23 protein-coding genes are annotated in these 19,505 nt (G+C 58.5%); 13 read left to right on the top strand and 10 right to left on the bottom strand.

Annotated features, from left to right (window positions below):
• Positions 1-19 precede the first annotated feature (19 nt).
• The gene (locus QLG10_RS01525; protein ID WP_020798084.1) at positions 20-340 is read left to right on the top strand and encodes a DUF2388 domain-containing protein; all 321 of its coding nucleotides are present in this window, start codon (positions 20-22) and stop codon (positions 338-340) included.
• Positions 337-2,298, top strand: coding sequence for a DUF4105 domain-containing protein (locus QLG10_RS01520; protein WP_282485298.1), 1,962 nt, complete (start codon positions 337-339; stop codon positions 2,296-2,298). Before QLG10_RS01525 ends, QLG10_RS01520 begins: the two co-directional genes overlap by 4 nt.
• 104 nt (positions 2,299-2,402) lie before the next feature.
• On the opposite strand, the gene trpA is transcribed toward QLG10_RS01520, so the two are convergent.
• Positions 2,403-3,215, bottom strand: coding sequence for a tryptophan synthase subunit alpha (trpA, locus tag QLG10_RS01515; protein ID WP_110748559.1), 813 nt, complete (start codon positions 3,213-3,215; stop codon positions 2,403-2,405).
• Positions 3,215-4,450, bottom strand: a complete 1,236-nt coding sequence (gene trpB / locus QLG10_RS01510) for a tryptophan synthase subunit beta (RefSeq protein WP_188263289.1) — start codon at positions 4,448-4,450, stop codon at positions 3,215-3,217. Before trpB ends, trpA begins: the two co-directional genes overlap by 1 nt.
• 112 nt (positions 4,451-4,562) lie before the next feature.
• Between trpB and QLG10_RS01505 the strand changes: the two genes are divergently transcribed.
• Positions 4,563-5,480, top strand: coding sequence for a LysR family transcriptional regulator (locus QLG10_RS01505; RefSeq protein ID WP_188263290.1), 918 nt, complete (start codon positions 4,563-4,565; stop codon positions 5,478-5,480).
• Here the strand turns inward: QLG10_RS01505 and QLG10_RS01500 are convergent.
• Complete coding sequence (locus QLG10_RS01500; protein WP_020798079.1) at positions 5,453-5,779, bottom strand: DUF883 family protein; 327 nt, start codon at positions 5,777-5,779, stop codon at positions 5,453-5,455. The two genes, QLG10_RS01505 and QLG10_RS01500, sit on opposite strands and share 28 nt — an antisense overlap.
• Before the next feature lie 157 nt (positions 5,780-5,936).
• Here QLG10_RS01500 and QLG10_RS01495 point away from each other — a divergent pair, with 157 nt between their 5' ends.
• Together QLG10_RS01495 and QLG10_RS01490 are read left to right on the top strand one after the other, a co-directional pair.
• Positions 5,937-6,152, top strand: coding sequence for a dodecin (locus QLG10_RS01495; RefSeq protein ID WP_007940746.1), 216 nt, complete (start codon positions 5,937-5,939; stop codon positions 6,150-6,152).
• Positions 6,153-6,274: 122 nt separating this feature from the next.
• Positions 6,275-6,496 carry a DUF1161 domain-containing protein gene (locus tag QLG10_RS01490; protein WP_248679466.1) on the top strand — a complete coding sequence of 74 codons (222 nt, stop codon included), beginning with the start codon at positions 6,275-6,277 and terminating at the stop codon, positions 6,494-6,496.
• A gap of 76 nt (positions 6,497-6,572) precedes the next feature.
• On the opposite strand, the gene QLG10_RS01485 is transcribed toward QLG10_RS01490, so the two are convergent.
• Complete coding sequence (locus QLG10_RS01485; protein ID WP_188263291.1) at positions 6,573-7,574, bottom strand: LLM class flavin-dependent oxidoreductase; 1,002 nt, start codon at positions 7,572-7,574, stop codon at positions 6,573-6,575.
• A 238-nt stretch (positions 7,575-7,812) separates the two neighbouring features.
• Between QLG10_RS01485 and QLG10_RS01480 the strand changes: the two genes are divergently transcribed.
• Both QLG10_RS01480 and QLG10_RS01475 read left to right on the top strand, forming a co-directional pair.
• Positions 7,813-8,244 carry an OsmC family protein gene (locus QLG10_RS01480; RefSeq protein WP_110748549.1) on the top strand — a complete coding sequence of 144 codons (432 nt, stop codon included), beginning with the start codon at positions 7,813-7,815 and terminating at the stop codon, positions 8,242-8,244.
• A 164-nt stretch (positions 8,245-8,408) separates the two neighbouring features.
• Entirely contained in the window at positions 8,409-8,642 is a 234-nt protein-coding gene (locus tag QLG10_RS01475) for a DUF1161 domain-containing protein (RefSeq protein WP_110748546.1), read from the top strand.
• A 6-nt stretch (positions 8,643-8,648) separates the two neighbouring features.
• On the opposite strand, the gene QLG10_RS01470 is transcribed toward QLG10_RS01475, so the two are convergent.
• Positions 8,649-9,068 carry a hypothetical protein gene (locus QLG10_RS01470; protein WP_110748543.1) on the bottom strand — a complete coding sequence of 140 codons (420 nt, stop codon included), beginning with the start codon at positions 9,066-9,068 and terminating at the stop codon, positions 8,649-8,651.
• Between the two features lie 40 nt (positions 9,069-9,108).
• The gene (locus QLG10_RS01465; RefSeq protein ID WP_179054888.1) at positions 9,109-9,531 is read right to left on the bottom strand and encodes a hypothetical protein; all 423 of its coding nucleotides are present in this window, start codon (positions 9,529-9,531) and stop codon (positions 9,109-9,111) included.
• 60 nt (positions 9,532-9,591) lie between these two features.
• On the opposite strand from QLG10_RS01465, the gene QLG10_RS01460 reads away from it, so the two are divergent.
• A complete protein-coding gene (locus QLG10_RS01460; protein ID WP_282485297.1) occupies positions 9,592-10,659 on the top strand; it encodes an aminopeptidase in 1,068 nt (355 codons plus the stop codon).
• A gap of 94 nt (positions 10,660-10,753) precedes the next feature.
• Here the strand turns inward: QLG10_RS01460 and QLG10_RS01455 are convergent, their stop codons facing one another.
• Both QLG10_RS01455 and QLG10_RS01450 read right to left on the bottom strand, forming a co-directional pair.
• Complete coding sequence (locus QLG10_RS01455; protein WP_110748535.1) at positions 10,754-11,404, bottom strand: HAD family hydrolase; 651 nt, start codon at positions 11,402-11,404, stop codon at positions 10,754-10,756.
• A 28-nt stretch (positions 11,405-11,432) separates the two neighbouring features.
• On the bottom strand, positions 11,433-11,978 hold the full coding sequence (locus QLG10_RS01450; RefSeq protein WP_282485296.1) for a gamma carbonic anhydrase family protein: 546 nt from the start codon (positions 11,976-11,978) through the stop codon (positions 11,433-11,435).
• Between the two features lie 89 nt (positions 11,979-12,067).
• Here QLG10_RS01450 and prlC point away from each other — a divergent pair, with 89 nt between their 5' ends.
• On the top strand, positions 12,068-14,119 hold the full coding sequence (gene prlC, locus QLG10_RS01445; RefSeq protein ID WP_282485295.1) for an oligopeptidase A: 2,052 nt from the start codon (positions 12,068-12,070) through the stop codon (positions 14,117-14,119).
• Complete coding sequence (locus tag QLG10_RS01440) at positions 14,116-14,403, top strand: YheV family putative zinc ribbon protein (RefSeq protein WP_008064765.1); 288 nt, start codon at positions 14,116-14,118, stop codon at positions 14,401-14,403. The genes prlC and QLG10_RS01440 overlap by 4 nt, the downstream gene beginning before the upstream one ends.
• 60 nt (positions 14,404-14,463) lie before the next feature.
• Here QLG10_RS01440 and QLG10_RS01435 read toward each other — a convergent pair whose 3' ends face one another.
• Positions 14,464-14,769: a hypothetical protein gene (locus tag QLG10_RS01435; RefSeq protein WP_110748526.1), complete on the bottom strand. Its 306-nt coding sequence runs from the start codon at positions 14,767-14,769 to the stop codon at positions 14,464-14,466.
• A gap of 196 nt (positions 14,770-14,965) precedes the next feature.
• Here QLG10_RS01435 and QLG10_RS01430 point away from each other — a divergent pair, with 196 nt between their 5' ends.
• The 3 genes from QLG10_RS01430 (at position 14,966) to QLG10_RS01420 (ending at position 18,613) form a co-directional block, all read left to right on the top strand.
• On the top strand, positions 14,966-16,024 hold the full coding sequence (locus tag QLG10_RS01430; RefSeq protein ID WP_282485294.1) for a PA0069 family radical SAM protein: 1,059 nt from the start codon (positions 14,966-14,968) through the stop codon (positions 16,022-16,024).
• Positions 16,025-16,264: 240 nt separating this feature from the next.
• Complete coding sequence (locus tag QLG10_RS01425; RefSeq protein WP_110748521.1) at positions 16,265-16,996, top strand: carbonic anhydrase; 732 nt, start codon at positions 16,265-16,267, stop codon at positions 16,994-16,996.
• A 90-nt stretch (positions 16,997-17,086) separates the two neighbouring features.
• Positions 17,087-18,613, top strand: a complete 1,527-nt coding sequence (locus QLG10_RS01420; protein WP_282485293.1) for a SulP family inorganic anion transporter — start codon at positions 17,087-17,089, stop codon at positions 18,611-18,613.
• Between the two features lie 120 nt (positions 18,614-18,733).
• Here QLG10_RS01420 and QLG10_RS01415 read toward each other — a convergent pair whose 3' ends face one another.
• The gene (locus QLG10_RS01415; RefSeq protein ID WP_110748515.1) at positions 18,734-19,384 is read right to left on the bottom strand and encodes a hypothetical protein; all 651 of its coding nucleotides are present in this window, start codon (positions 19,382-19,384) and stop codon (positions 18,734-18,736) included.
• Positions 19,385-19,505 lie beyond the last annotated feature (121 nt).

The raw sequence follows: 19,505 nt of genomic DNA, 5'->3' as shown, positions 1-19,505 counted from the left end.
GTTTCTCCGGAGTCGTTCCATGCGTAACCCGCTGATTGTCGCCACCCTTGGCCTATTGTTGTTGGCTGATGTGGCCCAGGCCCAAACCCTGGTTGCCACCAGCAACATCCTTATTCGTGCCACCCAGCGCACACTGGATTTCACTTCCGACACCACGACGTCGATCCGCGACTCTAAAATCGTCCGTGAAGCCCAGGACGATGCCGCCAGTTTCGTCGCCAGCAACGGCGATATTCGTGGTGCACATCTGGAATCTGCTCTCAATTTGTTGCGCACTCGCGTTCCTGAAGCCCGCGATGCCAGTGATCAGGATCTCGCCGAAGCCATCCTCGCACTGTGAGGTCTCCAGCTTCCTGGCTGTTGGCCGGGGCCCTGCTGCTGTTTGGCAGCACGGCCCACGCCGACCTCGAACTACACCTCAAGACCGAAGGCCTTAGCCCCGCGCAACAGCGGGCCAGCCAGGCTTTGCTTGATGAAGCCATGCAGGCATTGCCGCCACGGTTCGTCGAGCAGCTTGACCGGCGTATCGACGTCGGCTGGACCGATAATATGCGCAGCGATGCCTACGGTCAGGCGTCGCTGGTTTCCGAACTCGATCTGAATCGCAATTTGTTGGCGAGCCTCACCGATGGCAGCGCCGCCACCAAGAAAACCTATCGCCCCCATGGCACTGTACGCCGGGAAATGCTCGCCACGGTGCTGCATGAGCTGACCCATATTTATGATCGCTCGCGCCTTTGGCCAAACGCGGAACGCACGCTGATCCAGCGCTGCACCCAACGCGCCGGCAGTTCAGGGCTGATCGGTATTCCCGATCAATGCCGTGGGCAGTCCGATAGACGCTTTACTTTCAGCGATGATCCGCGCCTGCTCGACCTTGCTGGCTGGCAACAGTATGTTGGCCGTCGGGGCGAGCGCGAACAGCACAACCGCCAGATCGCCCGCAGCCCGGATATCTACGAGACCAGCAGCCCCAAGGAATTCGTCGCGGTCAACATGGAGTATTTCCTCCTCGACCCGAGCTACGCCTGTCGTCGCCCTGCGCTGTACCGCTACTACAAGGAGCGTTTCGGCTGGGCACCGGCGGCCAAGAACGATTGCGGCAAGACCTTCGCCTTCCTCAACGCCGGCAATGACTTTGCCAAGACGCCTTTGGGCCAGGTCGATCCGGAGCGGGTCTACTCCGTCGATTATCTACTGGCAGAGGCCAATCAGAACTGGGTCAGCCGTTGGGGCCACAGCATGTTGCGCCTGGTGATCTGTGCACCCGGACGGCCACGCGGGCCGGATTGTCGCCTCGACCTGGACCAGCACCTGGTGTTGTCCTACCGTGCGTTCGTGGGCGACGTGCAGCTATCGAGCTGGGATGGACTGGTGGGTAAATACCCCTCACGCCTGTTCGTGTTGCCGCTGGCCCAGGTGATCGACGAGTACACCAAGACCGAGCTGCGCAGCCTCGCCTCCGTGCCGCTGAAGCTGTCACGTGACGAGATTGAAAACGTGGTGGAGCGTGCCGCAGAGATGCACTGGAGTTATGACGGCAACTACTTCTTCCTGTCGAACAACTGCGCTGTCGAAGAGCTGAAGTTATTGCGGGGCGGCACCAACAACTCAAAACTGGTTGCCCTGGACAACATCATGCCCAATGGTTTGCTGGAGGTGCTCAAGGGGCGCGGGCTGGCGGATACCAGCGTGCTGGACGATCCACGTGAGGCGCTTCGCCTGGGCTATCGCTTTGACTCTTTCCGCGATCGCTATCAAGCAATGTTCGAGGTATTGAGAAAACAGCTACCGATCAAACAGGAGAAGGTCGAAGACTGGCTGTCCCTGACCGCCGCACAACGCCGCCAATGGTTCGATCAGGCAGATTTGCGCACCAGCGCGGCATTGCTCTTGCTGGAACAGGCAAGCTATCGCCAGCAGTTGCTACTGGCCCAGGACGAGGTCAAACAACGTTATCTGGGTGCCCGTGAGCTGAAAAACGGTGGAATGGACAAAGCCAACGCGACACTGAGGCAAATTCTCGATAACAGCGGTTTCCTCAGTCGTCCGGCGGAATTACTCGGCAGCGGCGGGTATGGTTTGCCACAACCTGCTGAATGGCAACGCCTGGAATCGGAGACCAGCCTGCGGCAGAAGCAGCTTCAGGCACTGACCGGGGATCTGGACAAGGAAGTCCGGGCCCTGCTCGATCCAGACCGCGCAGCCGAAATGGCGGCCAACGAAGCCAACGTGAAACAGATCGGGGAGCATCTGCGTAAATTGCACAAGGCAGCAGGTGGTCTTCAATTGCCTTGAGGCTAAAAAAGCAAAAGGGCTTCAGAACAGGGTACTGAAGCCCTCGGTCTTGCTGATCAAACTGTGACGAGAGGGTCTGATTCCTCTGTATGGCAACTGTTCGGTTAGCTGACGCGGGCCTTACGCACGCCATCGGCCAATGCCGAGCACAGGCTCAGCACACCATCGATCGCCTGTTCCGGCGTCGTGGCATTGGCGATGTGATCGATCAATGCCGAACCCACCACCACACCATCCGCCAGGCGCGCGATGGACGCCGCTTGCTCTGGCGTGCGAATGCCGAAACCGATGCTGATCGGCAGATCGGTGTGACGGCGCAGGCGAGTGACCGCTTCTTCGACGTGTTCCAGGGTTGCTGCGCCAGCACCGGTCACACCGGCCACCGATACGTAGTAAACAAACCCGGAGCTGCCATTAAGGACTGTTGGCAGACGCACATCGTCAGTGGTCGGGGTAGTCAGGCGAATGAAATCGAGACCGGCGGCCTGGGCCGGGTCGCACAATTCACCGTTATGCTCGGGCGGCATGTCCACCACGATCAGGCCATCGACACCGGCCTCTTTTGCATCGGTGATGAAACGCGGTACACCGTACTTGTGGATCGGGTTGAAGTACCCCATCAGCACGAGTGGCGTCTCGTTGTTGTCCTTGCGGAACTCACGCACCATTTGCAGGGTTTTCGCCAGGTTCTGCTTGGCTGCCAGCGCGCGAATGTTGGCGAGCTGGATCGCCGGGCCGTCGGCCATCGGATCGGTGAAAGGCATGCCCAATTCGATCACGTCGGCGCCAGCGGCTGGCAAACCCTTGAGGATCGCCAGGGAGGTGTCGTATTCCGGGTCGCCGGCGGTGACGAAGGTCACCAGGGCGGCGCGGTTCTGTTCCTTGAGTTCGACAAAACGCGTTTGCAGGCGGCTCATCAGTGTTTCTCCTGCTTGGATTGCTCGTGTTGAGAGTGTTCCATGTGGTGCATCACGGTCTGCATGTCTTTGTCCCCGCGGCCCGACAGGTTGACCACCATCAGGTGATCCTTCGGCAGCGTTGGCGCGCGCTTGAACACTTCAGCCAGGGCATGGGCGCTTTCCAGGGCAGGAATGATCCCTTCCAGACGGCAGCACTGGTGGAATGCAGCGAGCGCTTCGTCGTCGGTCACCGAGGTGTACTGGACACGGCCGATGTCATGCAACCAGGCGTGTTCCGGGCCGATGCCCGGGTAGTCCAGGCCAGCGGAGATCGAGTGGGCGTCGATGATCTGGCCATCGTCGTCCTGCAGCAGGAAGGTCCGGTTGCCGTGCAGCACACCCGGTACGCCGCCGTTCAGGCTGGCCGCGTGCTTGCCGGTCTCGATGCCGTGGCCAGCCGCTTCCACGCCGATGATCTCCACGCTCTTGTCATCCAGGAACGGGTGGAACAGGCCCATGGCATTGGAACCACCACCGATGCACGCCACCAGGCTGTCCGGCAGGCGGCCTTCCTGGGCTTGCAGCTGGTCACGGGTTTCCTTGCCGATTACGGCCTGGAAGTCGCGGACCATTGCCGGGTAAGGGTGTGGACCGGCCACGGTGCCGATCAGGTAGAAGGTGTTGTCGACGTTGGTCACCCAGTCGCGCAGGGCTTCGTTCATCGCATCCTTCAGGGTGCCGGTGCCGGCCACGACCGGAATCACTTCAGCGCCCAACAGCTTCATGCGGAACACGTTGGCCTGCTGGCGTTCGATGTCGGTGGTGCCCATGTAGATCACGCAGTCCAGGCCAAAACGCGCAGCCACGGTCGCGGTCGCCACCCCGTGCATGCCAGCGCCGGTTTCGGCAATGATACGTTTCTTGCCCATGCGTCGCGCCAACAGGATCTGGCCGATGCAGTTGTTGATCTTGTGCGCGCCAGTGTGGTTCAGCTCTTCGCGCTTGAGGTAAATCTTCGCGCCGCCACAGAATTCGGTCAGACGTTCGGCGAAATAGAGCGGGCTCGGACGACCGACGTAGTCACGCTGGAAGTACGCCAACTCTTCCTTGAATGCCGGATCTTCCTTGGCCGCTTCGTATTCGCGGGCCAGGTCAAGGATCAGTGGCATCAGGGTTTCAGCGACGTAACGGCCGCCAAACGCGCCGAACAGGCCGTTGGCGTCAGGGCCGTTGCGCAGATTAGTCTGGGTCATGGAGCGCTCCAATTGAATGCGTGATATGACAATGGGCTTAACTCTACCCCTGACGCCAGCCTCTGAAAACCGATAAGATCGCCACAACCTGTCAGGAAAACTCACAGATATCATGAGCCACGATCTGCCACCACTGAACGCCTTGCGCGCCTTCGAAGCCACTGCGCGCTTGAACAGCGTCAGCCAGGCCGCCGAGCAGCTGCATGTCACCCACGGTGCTGTCAGTCGCCAACTGAAGGTGCTTGAAGAACACCTCGGGGTGAGCCTGTTCACCAAGGAAGGTCGTGGCCTGAAACTCACAGATGCCGGCATGCGATTACGCGATGCCAGTACCGACGCCTTCGAACGCCTGCGCACGGTGTGCGCCGAGCTCACGCAAAGCACTGCCGATGCACCGTTCGTCCTGGGCTGCTCAGGAAGCCTGTTGGCCCGCTGGTTCATACCGCGCCTGGGACGACTGAACGCTGATCTGCCTGATTTGCGCCTGCACCTGTCAGCCGGCGAAGGCGATCTCGATCCCCGTCGCCCCGGCCTGGATGCCCTGCTCGTATTTGCCGAACCGCCCTGGCCTGCAGATATGCAGGTGTTCGAACTGGCCAGCGAACGGATCGGCCCGGTCATGAGCCCACGGTTCGCCGGTTATGAGCACCTGGAAACAGCGCCGGCTGCAGCGCTGCTCACTGAATCCTTGCTGCATACCACTTCGCGACCGCAAGCCTGGCCCAGTTGGGCGCAGCAAAGCGGCCTCGACGCCAAAGCGTTGAAGTACGGGCAAGGTTTCGAGCATTTGTATTATTTACTGGAAGCGGCCGTAGCCGGTCTGGGTGTTGCGATTGCTCCCGAGCCGCTGGTGGCCGAGGACGTGAAGGCAGGTCGCCTGGTCGCCCCTTGGGGATTTTGCGAAACACCCGCTTATCTGGCCCTGTGGCTACCCAAGCGCGCCGCGGACGGGCGCGCCAGGCAACTGGCGCAATGGCTCAAGGCTGAGCTGCGCCAGACAGATCATTCCCCGCGTTTAAACAGCAAATAGGCCGCCAACAGGCCCAGCGCACCAACGGCAACACCAGCAGTCGTCCAAGGGTGTTCCTGTGCGTAATCCCGAGTGGCAATTCCGGTTTCACGGGTTTTGACCTTGACCTCTTCGTAGGCATCCGAGAGCAGATGGCGTGAATGCCTCAGAGCGTTCTCGGCATTGCCTTTAAGCACCTTGAGGGTTTTACGCGACTCGTCCGAGGCGTCGTCCTTCAGGCTTTCCAAGGATTTGAGCAGACTCTCGATCTCCGCTTCCATGCTTTGCAATGAGGCTTTACGTAACGAGCTGTTGGCCATGGTGGCTCTCCTGCATTGTTGATGAGTGGCGTGTGTTGGTTGGGACTTCAGGGACTCGAGAAAGTGCAGTAAATGTGAGTATCGATGTCACAGCGACCGAAGGGAGTAAGACAGAAAATCACTGCTAGGCTGTATTTCACACCCTAAGGAGAACGCCATGACTGACCATCACACCTATAAGAAAGTCGAACTCGTCGGCTCGTCCACCAGCAGTATTGAAGACGCGATCAACAACGCATTGGCCGAGGCCAACAAAAGTCTCAAATACATGGAATGGTTCGAAGTCACCGAGACCCGAGGCCATATCAAGGACGGCAAGGCGGCGCACTTCCAGGTGACGCTCAAGGTCGGGTTCCGGATTGCCAGTAGCTGACGTTAGTCTAGTCTTCTGAACTTGAGCGCTGGCCGAATGCCATAGGAAGTGGCAATACGCTATGTGCGTTTTTCCGGCCAATGGCTGGATGCCTTTTTTGATCCGACCAGAGATTGCGACCGATGAAGAAGTTTATTTGGGCAGTGGGTTTATTGAGCCTGGCGGGGACTGCTTTAGCTGACGGCAAGTCCTGCGAAGAATTGAAAGCCGAAATCGCAGCAAAGCTCGACGCCAAGGGCATTTCCGGCTATTCGCTGGAAATTGTCGATAAAGGCAATGCGTCTGGCGGGAAAATCGTCGGCACCTGCGAGAAGGGCAGCAAGGAAATAGTCTATAAGCAGTAGCCTCAGAAAACGGCCCCCAACCGATTGCCAGCAAAAAGCCGACGCCATCGCGTCGGCTTTTTTGCGGTCAACGTGTTCAGCCCTTCATGACTTGCGCCAGCAGCTCATAGGAATGCAGCCGATCCGCATGTTCGTACAGGTCGCAGGTAAAAATCAGCTCGTCGGCCTGGGTCTGCTCGATCAGCACGTCCAGCTTGGCGCGGATTTTTTGCGGGCTGCCGATCATCGCCAATCCCAGGAAATCGCTGACCGCCTCTTTCTCATGAGGCAACCACAGCCCTTCCATCGTCTTCACCGGCGGGCGCTGCACCAGGCTCTGACCACGCATCAGCGCAAGAATACGCTGGAATACCGAAGTCGCCAGATAATCGGCTTGTTCATCCGTGTCGGCGGCGACCAAAGGCACGCCAAGCATCACGTAAGGCTTGTCCAGCACGGCGGAAGGCTTGAAGTGATTGCGATAGACGCGAATGGCCTCATGCATGAAGCGCGGAGCGAAATGTGACGCGAACGCATAAGGCAAACCGCGCTCCCCTGCCAGCTGCGCACTGAAAAGGCTTGAGCCCAGCAACCAGACCGGCACATTCGTTCCGGTACCCGGCATTGCAATGACGCGCTGGTCCGGGGTGCGCGGGCCGAGATAACGCACCAGTTCGGCCACATCTTCCGGGAAGTCGTCGGCGCTGCCGGAACGTTCGCGACGCAGCGCACGGGCTGTCATCTGGTCGGAACCGGGCGCACGGCCAAGTCCCAGGTCGATGCGCCCTGGATACAGACTTTCCAGCGTGCCGAATTGTTCAGCGATGACCAGCGGTGCGTGGTTGGGCAGCATGACCCCACCGGACCCGACACGGATGGTCGACGTACCACCGGCCAGATAGCCAAGCAGCACGGAGGTTGCAGAACTGGCAATACCGTCCATGTTGTGGTGTTCAGCCACCCAAAAGCGGTTATAGCCGAACTTCTCGACGTGCTGCGCCAGGTCCAGCGAGTTGCGCAACGACTGGGCGGCGCTGCCGTTTTCGCGCACGGGCACCAGGTCGAGGGTCGAGAACTTGATATCGGACAGTCGTTTCATAAACCTGCTTCTCCAATTGAGGACGCAGGTTTTTCATACAAACGAAAACCTGCCGAATCCATAAGCGTGTTTCATGCAATGAGGGCATATACCCGAGTTTCAATAGCAGGGCGAAATTTAGCGACAAAAAACCGAACGATCAGATGCGCTGAACTTTGCTCCCCGGTCTACCCTCAGAACCCTAACGACCGAAACCACAACGGCGCGACGCTTCGCGCCGGATCTTGAGGAGACAGGCATGGCTATCACCAAGAAAGCATCGGCCCATTGGGAAGGTGATCTGAAAACCGGCATCGGCTCGATTTCCACCGAAACCGGTGTGCTCAGGGACGCGCCCTATGGCTTCAAGGCCCGCTTTGAGGGCGGAAAGGGCACTAATCCGGAAGAGTTGATCGGTGCGGCCCATGCGGGCTGTTTCTCCATGGCGTTTTCGATGATTCTCGGTGATGCCGGCCTCAAGGCCGACAGCATCGATACCCACGCCGAAGTGACCCTCGACCAGGTAGAAGGTGGTTTTGCGATCACCGCCGTGAAATTGATCCTCAAGGCAAAAATCCCCGGGGCGAGCCAGGCGCAGTTCGATGAGTTGAGCAACAAGGCCAAAGAGGGTTGTCCGGTCTCCAAGGTGCTGAATGCGAAAATCAGCCTGGAGGCCACGCTGGTCAGCTAAGTTCGCATGATCGCAGCCTTCGGCAACTCCCTGATCCTGTAGGAGCTGCCGCGGGCTGCGATCTTTTTTGATTTGAAACAGATTTGCCCGGTAAAACTGTGGTCGAATAAATGACAGCAGCACAAACGCATGACCTATGCGCGCTGCCTCAAGGAGCTTCAACCATGAAACGTTTTACCTTGGCGATTATCTGCTGCGCCCTGGCCACCTCGGCCCTGGCGGCACCCAAACCTTGTGAAGAGCTCAAGGCCGAAATCGAAGCCAAGATCCAGGCCCGAGGGGTGACGTCCTACACCCTGGAAATCGTTACCAACGACGAAGTGCACGATCAGAACATGGTCGTTGGCTCGTGCGAAGGTGGCACCAAGAAAATCATCTACCAGAAGAATGACCGCTGACCTGAATCAAGGCACACAGTTGATCTGGCTCGCTTCGGCGACGATCTCGCGCCTGGCGTTATACAGGCGCGCTTCAGGGGTGAACGCCATGGAGCGGGCTTGTAACAGATAACGCTGACCGGCTTCGAAATGATCGTACTTAACGATTATGTAGCAAAGCCGCTCCGTAGTACCGCCGAACAAGTCCGAGCTCCCGCCTGGCACTTCAAAATCGAAGCGCACGGTCAGCTCGTGTCTACCGGGAGTGACCTGGAAAAAACGCCCGTCACGCAAGCGCTGGTTATCCAGTCGCTCCGCCATCAGCAATTTATCGTTAGGAAATGGCGTAGAGAAGTCTACCCACGCCATATGCGGATTGGCCGCCGGCATAGGCGTCGAACAGCCGGCCACGGCACCTGCAGCCAGTAATAGCATCAACCTGCGCATGATAAATATCCCAATGTCAGGATATTCAGGATAGCGCCGATCAGGTTCGTTGGCAGCCCGCTGGTGTGCCCTGGCCAATCACTTTTCGCTGTTGATCATACAGCTTGGCCCATGGCCGGAAGCCAATATTCCCCGCCTGCAGTTGATAGCGCTCGCCTGCATTGAAGTCGTTGAATTTCACATTCATCTGGCAGTCTCGCCACAGTGGTTGGGCATCGGGACCAATATTGGTAGGCTGGACGGGGAACTGGTAGCGAACGGTCAACTCATGGCTGCCGGGTTGAACCTCGAAATAGCGCTTGTCGGTTGCCGCTTTGTTGTCCACTTCAAGCGCCAGCAGGGCCGTGTCTTCCTGATGTGACTCCAGATCGATCCATGCTTGCGTCGGATCATGGCGAGGTAATCCGAATCCAGCACATCCGGCCAGCATCAGCAGGCCTCCCGTCAGCATCAACTTGCGCATAGCGGAGCTCCAGTCAAGCGGGATAGTCTTGCGAGCAGACTTTCCAGGGATTTTTTTATTTTGATCAGGCCGCATCGAAGCCTCGGGTTACTTGATCGCGTTTTACGCATTTTGTTTCCGGGTGTGCTGTTTTTGTTACTCAACGGTTGTTCCAGCGTCAGCTACTACAGCCAGTTGGCCAGTGGTCAACTGCAACTGCTGCGGGCCCGGGAACCCGTTGCCCGCGTCATTGCCGACCCACAGCGCGATCAGAAACTGCGCGCGCACCTGGTCCAATCACAAAAAGCCCGGACCTTTGCCACCCAGCAACTGCACCTGCCGGATAATCAGAGTTACCGCCTGTATGCCGACATTGGCCGTCCCTACGTGGTCTGGAACGTGTTTGTCACACCGGAATTTTCCCTGAAGCCACAAAACCATTGCTTCCCCATAGCCGGTTGTGTGGCGTATCGCGGCTATTACAGCCAGAGTGCGGCTCGCGGTGAGGCGGCGCTGCAGCGCCTGCAAGGCATGGACGTGTCCATCGGTGGCGTAGAGGCCTATTCGACCCTGGGGTGGTTCAACGATCCGATCATGAACTCAATGATGGGCTGGGGCGATGAACGACTGGCCACGCTGATTTTTCATGAACTCGCGCATCAGCGTGTTTATGTGAAGGATGACACTGAGTTCAACGAGTCATTCGCCACCTTTGTCGAGCAGGAAGGCACTCGACAGTGGCGGGCATTTCGCAGCCTGCCCCCCGAAAGCGAAACAAAGGCGCAGCAAAGGGACCAATTTATCCAGCTGATCCTGGACACCCGCACCCGGTTGGAAAAACTGTACAGCCTACCGCTGCCGCCCGAACAAATGCGCCAGCGTAAAGCTGAGGCGTTCGAACAGTTGCGCGCCGAATACCGCCAGATGCGTGATGAACAATGGGCCGGGGACAAACGCTACGACGCTTGGATTAATGCGCCGATGAACAATGCGCGATTGCTGCCGTTTGGTCTGTATGACCAATGGGTGCCGGCGTTTGCGGCGCTGTTCAGGCAAGCAGGTGGGGATTGGGTGAAGTTTTATGCACAGGTCGAAAAGTTGGGTGCGTTGCCGGTTGAACAGCGTAAAGCGGCGTTGAAGGCGTTGTAGGAGCCAGGCTCGCCGGCGATCCGGGTGCCGCGGTGTATCTGCTGCACCGCGCCATCGATCTTCGCGGGCAAGTCGGATCGCCGTCCGCTCGCTCCTACACGCGCAAAAACGCCTGATGCATCTCGTCCAATGTTTCAAAATGATAAGTTGGCGCTTCGGCACTCAACTCCTCCCGACTACCGAACCCATAACCCACCGCTGCCGCATCCAGCCCGTTGCTGCGCGCGCCGATCAGGTCGTGCTTACGGTCGCCAATCATCAGGGTACTGGCCGGGTCGAGGCCTTCTTCGGCCATCAGGTGGGCGATCAGTTCGACCTTGTTGGTCCGGGTGCCGTCCAGTTCGCTGCCATAGATCACCTTGAAGTGTTTGGCGAAGTCGAAATGGCGAGCGATTTCCCGGGCGAAAACCCAGGGTTTGGAGGTCGCGATGTACAGCTGTCGTCCTTGCCCACCCAGGGTTTCGAGCAGCGGCGTAACACCGTCGAATACGCGGTTTTCATAAAGCCCGGTGACCTTGAAGCGTTCGCGATAGAAGTTCACCGCCTCCCAGGCCCTGGCCTCGTCAAAGCTATAAAACTGCATGAAAGCCTGTAACAAGGGCGGACCGATGAAGTGTTCGAGCTTGGTCAGGTCGGGTTCCTCGATGCCCAGCTTACCCAGGGCAAACTGGATCGAACGGGTGATGCCCTCGCGCGGGTCGGTCAGGGTGCCATCAAGGTCGAACAGAACGGTTTGGTAATGCATGAAGATTCCTGGGCGATAGTGAGACATTTCAGATCTGGTCGTAGCCTTCGGCCAGATGCAGATTCTTGAGTTTCACGTAGTTCGCCGCGCTGTAGGTGAAAAAAGCTTGTTCCTTGTCAGTCAGTGGCCGGATCTGTTTCACCGGGCTGCCCACATACAGGAAACCGCTTTCCAGGCGTTTACCCGGAGGTACCAGGCTTCCGGCACCGATAATAACGTCGTCGGCGACCACCGCGCCGTCCATGACGATGCTGCCCATGCCGATCAACACCCGGCTGCCCACCGCACAGCCGTGCAGCATGACTTTGTGGGCGATGGTCACGTCGTCGCCAATAAGTAACGGGAAACCCTCCGGATTGAACGGCCCGGCATGAGTGATGTGCAGCACACAGCCATCCTGCACGCTGGTACGCGTGCCAATGCGGATGCGGTGCATGTCGCCGCGGATCACCGTCAATGGCCATACCGAGCTGTCTTCGCCGATTTCAACATCGCCGATCACCACCGCCGAACTGTCGACAAAAGCGCCTTTGCCGAGCAACGGCGTGTGGTTCTGGTACTTGCGAAGGGACACGATAGGTTCTCTCTCTGTCGCTGATAGCTGCGGTGAGTGTCGATTGTAATTAAGATGGCTGCATGTTTCTTCCAGCCAAGGTGCCAACCGTGAGCGTGAACAACCCTCTTTTGCAGTCCTACGACCTGCCGCCGTTCTCCGCGATCCGTGCCGAGCATGTGCAACCGGCCATTGAACAGATCCTGGCTGACAACCGCGCCGCCATTATCGAGATCCTCAAGACCCAGGGCAAACAACCGACCTGGGCCGGCCTGGTGCTGGCCATGGACGAGCTCAATGACCGCCTGGGTGCGGCGTGGAGCCCGGTGAGCCATTTGAATGCCGTGTGCAACAGTGCCGAACTGCGTGAAGCCTATGAGGCTTGCCTGCCTGCCTTGAGCGCCTACTCCACGGAAATGGGCCAGAACCGTGAATTGTTCCAGGCTTATGAGGCCTTGGCCAACAGTCCGGAAGCCGCCGGTTTTGACGTAGCGCAGAAAACTATCCTGGAACACGCCCTGCGCGATTTCCGTCTGTCGGGTATCGACCTGCCGGAAGCCGAGCAGAAGCGCTACGCCCAAGTGCAGAGCAAACTGTCGGAGCTGGGTAGCCGCTTCTCCAACCAATTGCTGGATGCCACCCAGGCCTGGACCAAGCACATCACCGACGAAACTGCCCTCGCCGGCCTGACCGATTCGGCCAAGGGGCAAATGGCCGCCGCCGCGCAAGCCAAGGACCTCGATGGCTGGCTGATCACCCTGGAATTCCCGAGCTACTACGCGGTGATGACCTACGCCCACGACCGCGCGCTGCGTGAAGAAGTCTACGCTGCGTACTGCACCCGCGCCTCGGACCAGGGCCCGAATGCCGGCCAGAACGACAACGGACCGGTCATGCAGGAAATCCTCGACCTGCGTCAGGAGCTGGCCAAGCTCCTGGGGTTCGCGAGTTTCTCGGAACTCAGCCTGGCCACCAAAATGGCGGAATCCAGCGATCAAGTGCTGAGCTTCCTGCGCGACCTGGCCAAGCGCAGCAAGCCGTTCGCCGCCCAGGACCTGGAACAGCTCAAGGCCTACGCGGCCGAACAGGGCTGCCCGGACCTGCAAAGCTGGGACAGCGGCTTCTACGGCGAAAAACTTCGCGAGCAACGTTACAGCGTTGCCCAGGAAGCCCTGCGAGCCTACTTCCCAATCGATAAAGTACTGGGCGGCCTGTTCGCCATCGTGCAACGCCTGTACGGCATCGAAATTGCCGAGCAGCAAGGCTTCGACACCTGGCACCCGGATGTGCGTCTGTTCGAAATCAAGGAAAACGGCCAGCACGTCGGCCGCTTCTTCTTCGACCTCTACGCCCGCGCCAACAAACGCGGCGGTGCCTGGATGGACGGTGCCCGCGATCGTCGCCGCACCGCCGAAGGTGTGCTGCAAAACCCGGTGGCCAACCTGGTGTGCAATTTCACTCCGGCCGACAGCGGCAAGCCTGCGCTGCTGACCCACGATGAAGTCACCACCCTGTTCCACGAGTTCGGTCATGGCCTGCATCACCTGCTGACCCGCGTCGAACACGCCGGGGTGTCCGGCATCAACGGTGTGGCCTGGGACGCGGTCGAGCTGCCAAGCCAATTCATGGAAAACTGGTGCTGGGAGCCCGAGGGGCTGGCGCTGATCTCCGGTCACTATGAAACCGGCGACCCACTGCCCCAGGACCTGCTGCAGAAAATGCTCGCTGCGAAAAACTTCCAGTCCGGCCTGATGATGGTCCGCCAACTGGAGTTCTCGCTGTTCGACTTCGAACTGCACGCCACCCATGGTGACGGTCGCAGCGTATTGCAAGTGCTTGAAGGCGTGCGCGACGAAGTGTCGGTGATGCGTCCTCCGGCCTACAACCGCTTCCCTAACAGCTTCGCGCACATCTTCGCCGGTGGTTACGCGGCGGGTTACTACAGCTACAAATGGGCTGAAGTACTCTCGGCCGATGCTTTCTCCAAATTCGAGGAAGAGGGCGTGCTCAATGCCGACACCGGCCGGGCGTTCCGCGAAGCGATCCTGGCGCGCGGCGGCTCTCAAGAGCCGATGGTGCTGTTCGTCGATTTCCGTGGTCGTGAGCCGTCGATTGACGCACTCTTGCGCCACAGCGGCCTGAGTGAGGGCGCGGCAGCATGAGTGAGAGTCCCGTGATTACCAAACGACGCTTTATCGCCGGCGCGGTTTGTCCAGCCTGCAGCGAGCCGGACAAGTTGATGATGTGGAGCGAAGACGACGTACCGCATCGCGAGTGCGTGGCTTGCGGTTACTCCGATACGCTGAATGAACAAGGCCTGTCCGTTCCCAAGGAACTGGGCACCCGGGTCAACACTTCCGCGCTGAAACCTGCAGACACCAAGGTTCAGGCCGTGCAGTTTTTTCCGAACCCGAAGCTGAAGAAAAAGCCTGACGAACAACACTGAGTAGAAAACAACACCTCCCACGGCGCAATGCCGTGGGAGGTGTCGCTTATGGACTTTCAGTCAAGGCGTGGAAATGCTGACGTAGGCTTTAGCCAGCGCCAGAAGTTTCATCAAGTCTTCGGCGTCAATATCGCCGTCACCATCGACATCTTTCTTGAAATTACGGATCTTGAATGATTGCCCCCCATCATTTGAGGAGGCAATGAGGGTAGTGGAGTCCAGCAAAGCGGTGGTCGTCGCGAAATTTTTGTTATCCCAAGTCTCTTCTTTCAATGCGAACTGCATTGATACAAGCACTTCATTTGGATCGACGACAGTCGGACCAAGCTTTTGCAAAAAAATACCGCGGCGATTAAACATCGACATCATTAAATCCTTTTAATTGATACTCATGTCAGTGGGTGGGGCGACCACAACAATACCGGTACCTGGAGCGATTCAACCAGACACGATATGTATCGTTCGATGACTTCGAAAACCCCGCCTATGTGCTGCCAAACGGCACTGGTCACACGAACCTTTCACGTATACTGTATGGGCATACAGCACGCGAGCTATCCCCATGAACGCGCCATTGCCCCCACGCGGTCGCGGTACAGCGACCAACCCGCACAACCGCTTTGCACCCCATCGCTCGGTCGCCGAGGATGACGGCTGGTATCAGGAAGCGCCGATGACCCAAGGCACCGAGGTGTCCATCGAGACTGCGAAAACCATCATCACCCGCAATAATTCACCGGACCTGCCCTTCGATCGCTCGATCAATCCTTATCGTGGCTGCGAGCACGGCTGCATCTACTGTTATGCACGGCCCAGTCACGCCTATTGGGACATGTCGCCAGGCCTGGATTTCGAAACGAAGCTGATTGCCAAGACCAATGCCGCGGACATATTGGAGGAACAGCTTTCCAGGCGTGGCTACCAATGTGCACCCATCAACCTGGGGTCCAACACCGATCCTTACCAGCCCATCGAGCGCGAGTACAAGATCACGCGCCAAACCCTCGAAGTGCTGCTGCGCTATCGTCATCCGGTAACCATCGTGACTAAAGGCTCGTTGATTCTGCGCGATCTGGACCTGCTGGCCGAACTCGCCCGTCAAAGGCTGGTGGCAGTGATGATCAGCCTGACCACGCTGGACGACGAGCTCAAGCGCATCCTCGAACCCCGCGCTGCGGCCCCCAAGGCCCGGCTGCGGGCGATCAGGGTGCTGCACGAAGCGGGAGTTCCTGTGGGCGTTCTGTGCTCACCCATGATTCCGATGATCAACGACAGCGAAATCGAAAACCTGCTCACAGAAGCCCATGCCGCCGGAGCACAAAGCGCGGCTTACATGATGCTGCGATTGCCCCTGGAAGTCGCGCCCCTGTTCGAAGAGTGGCTGGCGGCCCACTATCCGCAACGTGCGACCCATGTCCTGAGCCTGATTCGCCAGAGCCGCGGCGGCGAGTTGTACGACAGTCGCTTTGGCGCACGCATGCGTGGTGAAGGCCCTTTTGCCGATTTGTTGGCACAACGTTTTGCCAAAGCCATCAAACGCCTGGGGCTCAACCATCGGGAAGGTTTCAACCTGGACTGCGATGCCTTCTGTCCGCCGGGTCGTCAAATGTCGTTGATTTAAGGGCAATTAGCCTATGGTTGAGAACGGGGGATCGCGCTCAGCTTTTTCACCAGTCACGTTTTTTGTGACCTGGAACACAGGTTCTAGAGCGGTCTTTTCAGTTTGAGTTAAGATTCGGCGGTTACCTTGTTCATCGAGTGACTGATGGGTCGATCGACGACCTGGATGTTTTTTAGGCAGCCACTGGCTTCACACCGGACAGAACGGGAATATCCCTGACTCCGCCAAAGAGGATGAATCATGAGTGACAAGGATAAACAGCCGTTGGCTGCGTCGGCTTCTGCCCAACCCGGGGCGGAAACCGCCGATGCAGCGCTGCAGCATATCGTTGACGGCTTTTTGCATTTTCATCATGAGATCTTTCCGCAACAGGAAGAACTCTTCAAAAAACTTGCCACGGCCCAGCAGCCACGGGCGATGTTCATTACCTGCGCTGACTCGCGCATCGTCCCCGAGCTCATCACCCACAGCTCGCCGGGCGACCTGTTCGTCACTCGCAACGTCGGCAATGTCGTACCACCTTACGGCCAGATGAACGGTGGTGTGTCCACCGCCATCGAGTACGCAGTGCTGGCGCTGGGCGTACAGCACATCATCATCTGTGGCCACTCCGATTGCGGAGCGATGCGTGCGGTACTCAATCCCGATAGCCTGGAAAAAATGCCTACGGTCAAAGCCTGGTTAAGGCATGCGGAAGTCGCGAAAACCATGGTGCACGACAACTGCAACTGCGCCGACGAAAACGAACGCATGCACATCCTCACCGATGAAAATGTCATCGCACAGTTGCAACACTTGCGGACCCATCCCTCGGTAGCCTCGCGCATGGCGAACGGTCAGCTGTTCATCCATGGCTGGGTCTATGACATCGAAACCAGCGAAATCAAAGCTTACGACGCGGATCAGGGTCGTTTCCTGCCGCTCGACGGCAGCCATCCGATTCCGGTGGCGACGCCCAAAGCGCGCTTCTAAATCCTCCTAACCATCTGTGTGGTTTGATGCCGGCCGCTGTTTCAGCGGCCCGGCCTTGCCATGCCTGAAGAAAACTTCGGGAGAATCATCATGCGTGCTGCGCAACTTAAAGCTGTGCTGCCACGGGAGCTGCTGGCTTCGGTGGTTGTGTTTCTGGTTGCCCTGCCCCTGTGCATGGGCATTGCCATTGCTTCAGGATTGCCACCGGCCAAAGGCCTGATCACCGGGATCATCGGTGGACTGGTGGTCGGTTGGCTGGCCGGCTCGCCGCTGCAGGTCAGCGGCCCGGCGGCCGGCCTGGCGGTGTTGGTATTCGAGCTGATACGCCAGCACGGCGTGGTCATGCTCGGGCCGATCCTGCTGTTGGCGGGCTTTTTACAGTTGGTCGCTGGTCGCTTGAAACTGGGCTGTTGGTTTCGTGTGACTGCGCCTGCGGTTGTCTACGGCATGCTCGCGGGGATCGGGGTGTTGATCGTCCTGTCACAGCTGCATGTGATGCTGGACGCCACGCCCAAGCCTTCGGGGCTGGATAACCTGGCAGCCTTCCCGGCCGCCGTGGCTCAGGCTTTGCCATCCTTTGGCTGGCAGGCCGGTTTGCTTGGGTTGGGAACGATCGCCGTCATGTGGTTGTGGGAAAAGCTGCGTCCCCACTCCCTGCGATTCGTTCCCGGCGCGCTACTGGGGGTTGGGATCGCTACCTTCGTCAGCCTGGCCTTGGCGCTGCAAGTCAAACGGGTGGAAGTACCCGCAAACCTGGCCGAAGCCATCGACTGGCTGAAACCTGCCGACTTGCTGAACCTGGCTGACCCTGCATTGCTGATCGCGGCATTCGCGGTCGCATTCATTGCCAGCGCCGAAACCTTGCTATCCGCTGCCGCAGTCGACCGCATGCACAGTGGTCAACGCTCGGACTTCGACCGCGAGCTGTCCGCCCAAGGCGTCGGTAACATGCTTTGCGGATTGCTCGGCGCGTTGCCGATGACCGGGGTGATCGTACGCAGCTCGGCGAATGTCCAGGCCGGTGCCACCACGCGCTACTCAACGATTTTCCATGGATTGTGGCTGCTGGCGTTCGTGATGCTGCTGTCGAGCGTGCTGCAAAGCATTCCCGTGGCGAGCCTGGCCGGTGTGTTGGTTTACACCGGTTTCAAACTGGTCGATCTCAAGGCTTTTCGCGGTTTGGGTCGATACGGTCGAATGCCGATGTTCACCTACGCCGCGACAGCGCTGGCGATTATTTTCACCGACTTGCTGACAGGCGTGCTGATCGGCTTCGGCTTGACCTTGGTGAAGCTGGCGCTGAAAGCCTCACGGCTGAAAATAAGCCTGATCGACCTTCCACGGGACGGCGAAATGGAGCTGCGCCTGGTGGGGGCGGCGACTTTTCTCAAGGTGCCGGCTTTGACACAGGTATTGGGCAGCATCCCAGCGGGCTCAACGGTGCATGTGCCGCTCAATAACCTGACCTATATCGATCACTCCTGCCTGGAATTGCTGGAAGAGTGGGGTCGGGCCAACGCGGCAAAGGGTTCGAAGCTGTTGATCGAATCGCGCGGGTTAAAGCGCAGGTTGGAGGGGCGGGTGCGGACCAATATCGGTATTGGTGCGGCTGGCTGAATAACCCTGTGGGAGCGGGCTTGCTCGCGAAGGCGGTGTGTCAGTCAACATCAGCGTCGACTGACTTGACGCCTTCGCGAGCAAGCCCGCTCCCACATTGGGATAGGGTTGGCCCTTGAATCAAGCCACCGGCTGTTCCAGCTCCAGGCCCACGCCCAGGCGGCGGGACATGCACGGCCAGCGCTTCCATGCTGCGCCGGTGTCCGGGCTGCTGAGTTTCTCGCGGTAGGCTTCGACCGACTCCAGCGCAAAGCTTTCGTCGTTAAGCATCTCGTCCACGGCGTGATGCACCGCCTCGTCCAGTTGGTTGGCAAATTCCTCACCGATCAACTGGTGAGCAATCAGATTGGCGACCGTCATGTCCAACGGGATCAGTGGCTGGCCGAAATGCTTGATATACAGGTCGTTGACCTCTTCGACGAACCGATGCGCCAAATAAGCTTCGTCCAGAAGACCATCGAGCCCGACGTGCCCGGTCATGATCGCTGGCGGCTGCAGGAAGTACTGTTCGGCGATTTTCAGCACCGGCTTGATCTGTGACTCGATACCCGCTTCCCTGGCAACTTCATTGGCTGCATCCAGCAGATCAGGTACTTCCTCGATATAGGCGGTGACAAACCGCGTCAGCACGCCGTTGGCGTCCGTCTCCGGCAATTGAATCGCCGGGTGTAGATGAGGCAATTTGCTTTCCAGCTGACGCGTCAGCAGGCTGGTTTCAGCTTCGTGTTGTTGTGCTTTTTGGATCTGCTCGCGCAATGCGGCGGTGTTCATGAAAACTCCAGGAAACAAAGGCAATGAAATAGGGAAGACATAACTTAGCTGGCGCGTGAAAAACGCTAAGACGCATTTGTCATAAATATTTCATCCTTGAGACGCCAAAGCTATATCGAAT

The organism is Pseudomonas sp. V98_8, assembly GCF_029967975.1.
Taxonomy (GTDB): Bacteria; Pseudomonadota; Gammaproteobacteria; order Pseudomonadales; family Pseudomonadaceae; genus Aquipseudomonas; species Aquipseudomonas umsongensis.
This window is presented reverse-complemented; position numbering and strand designations above follow the sequence as displayed.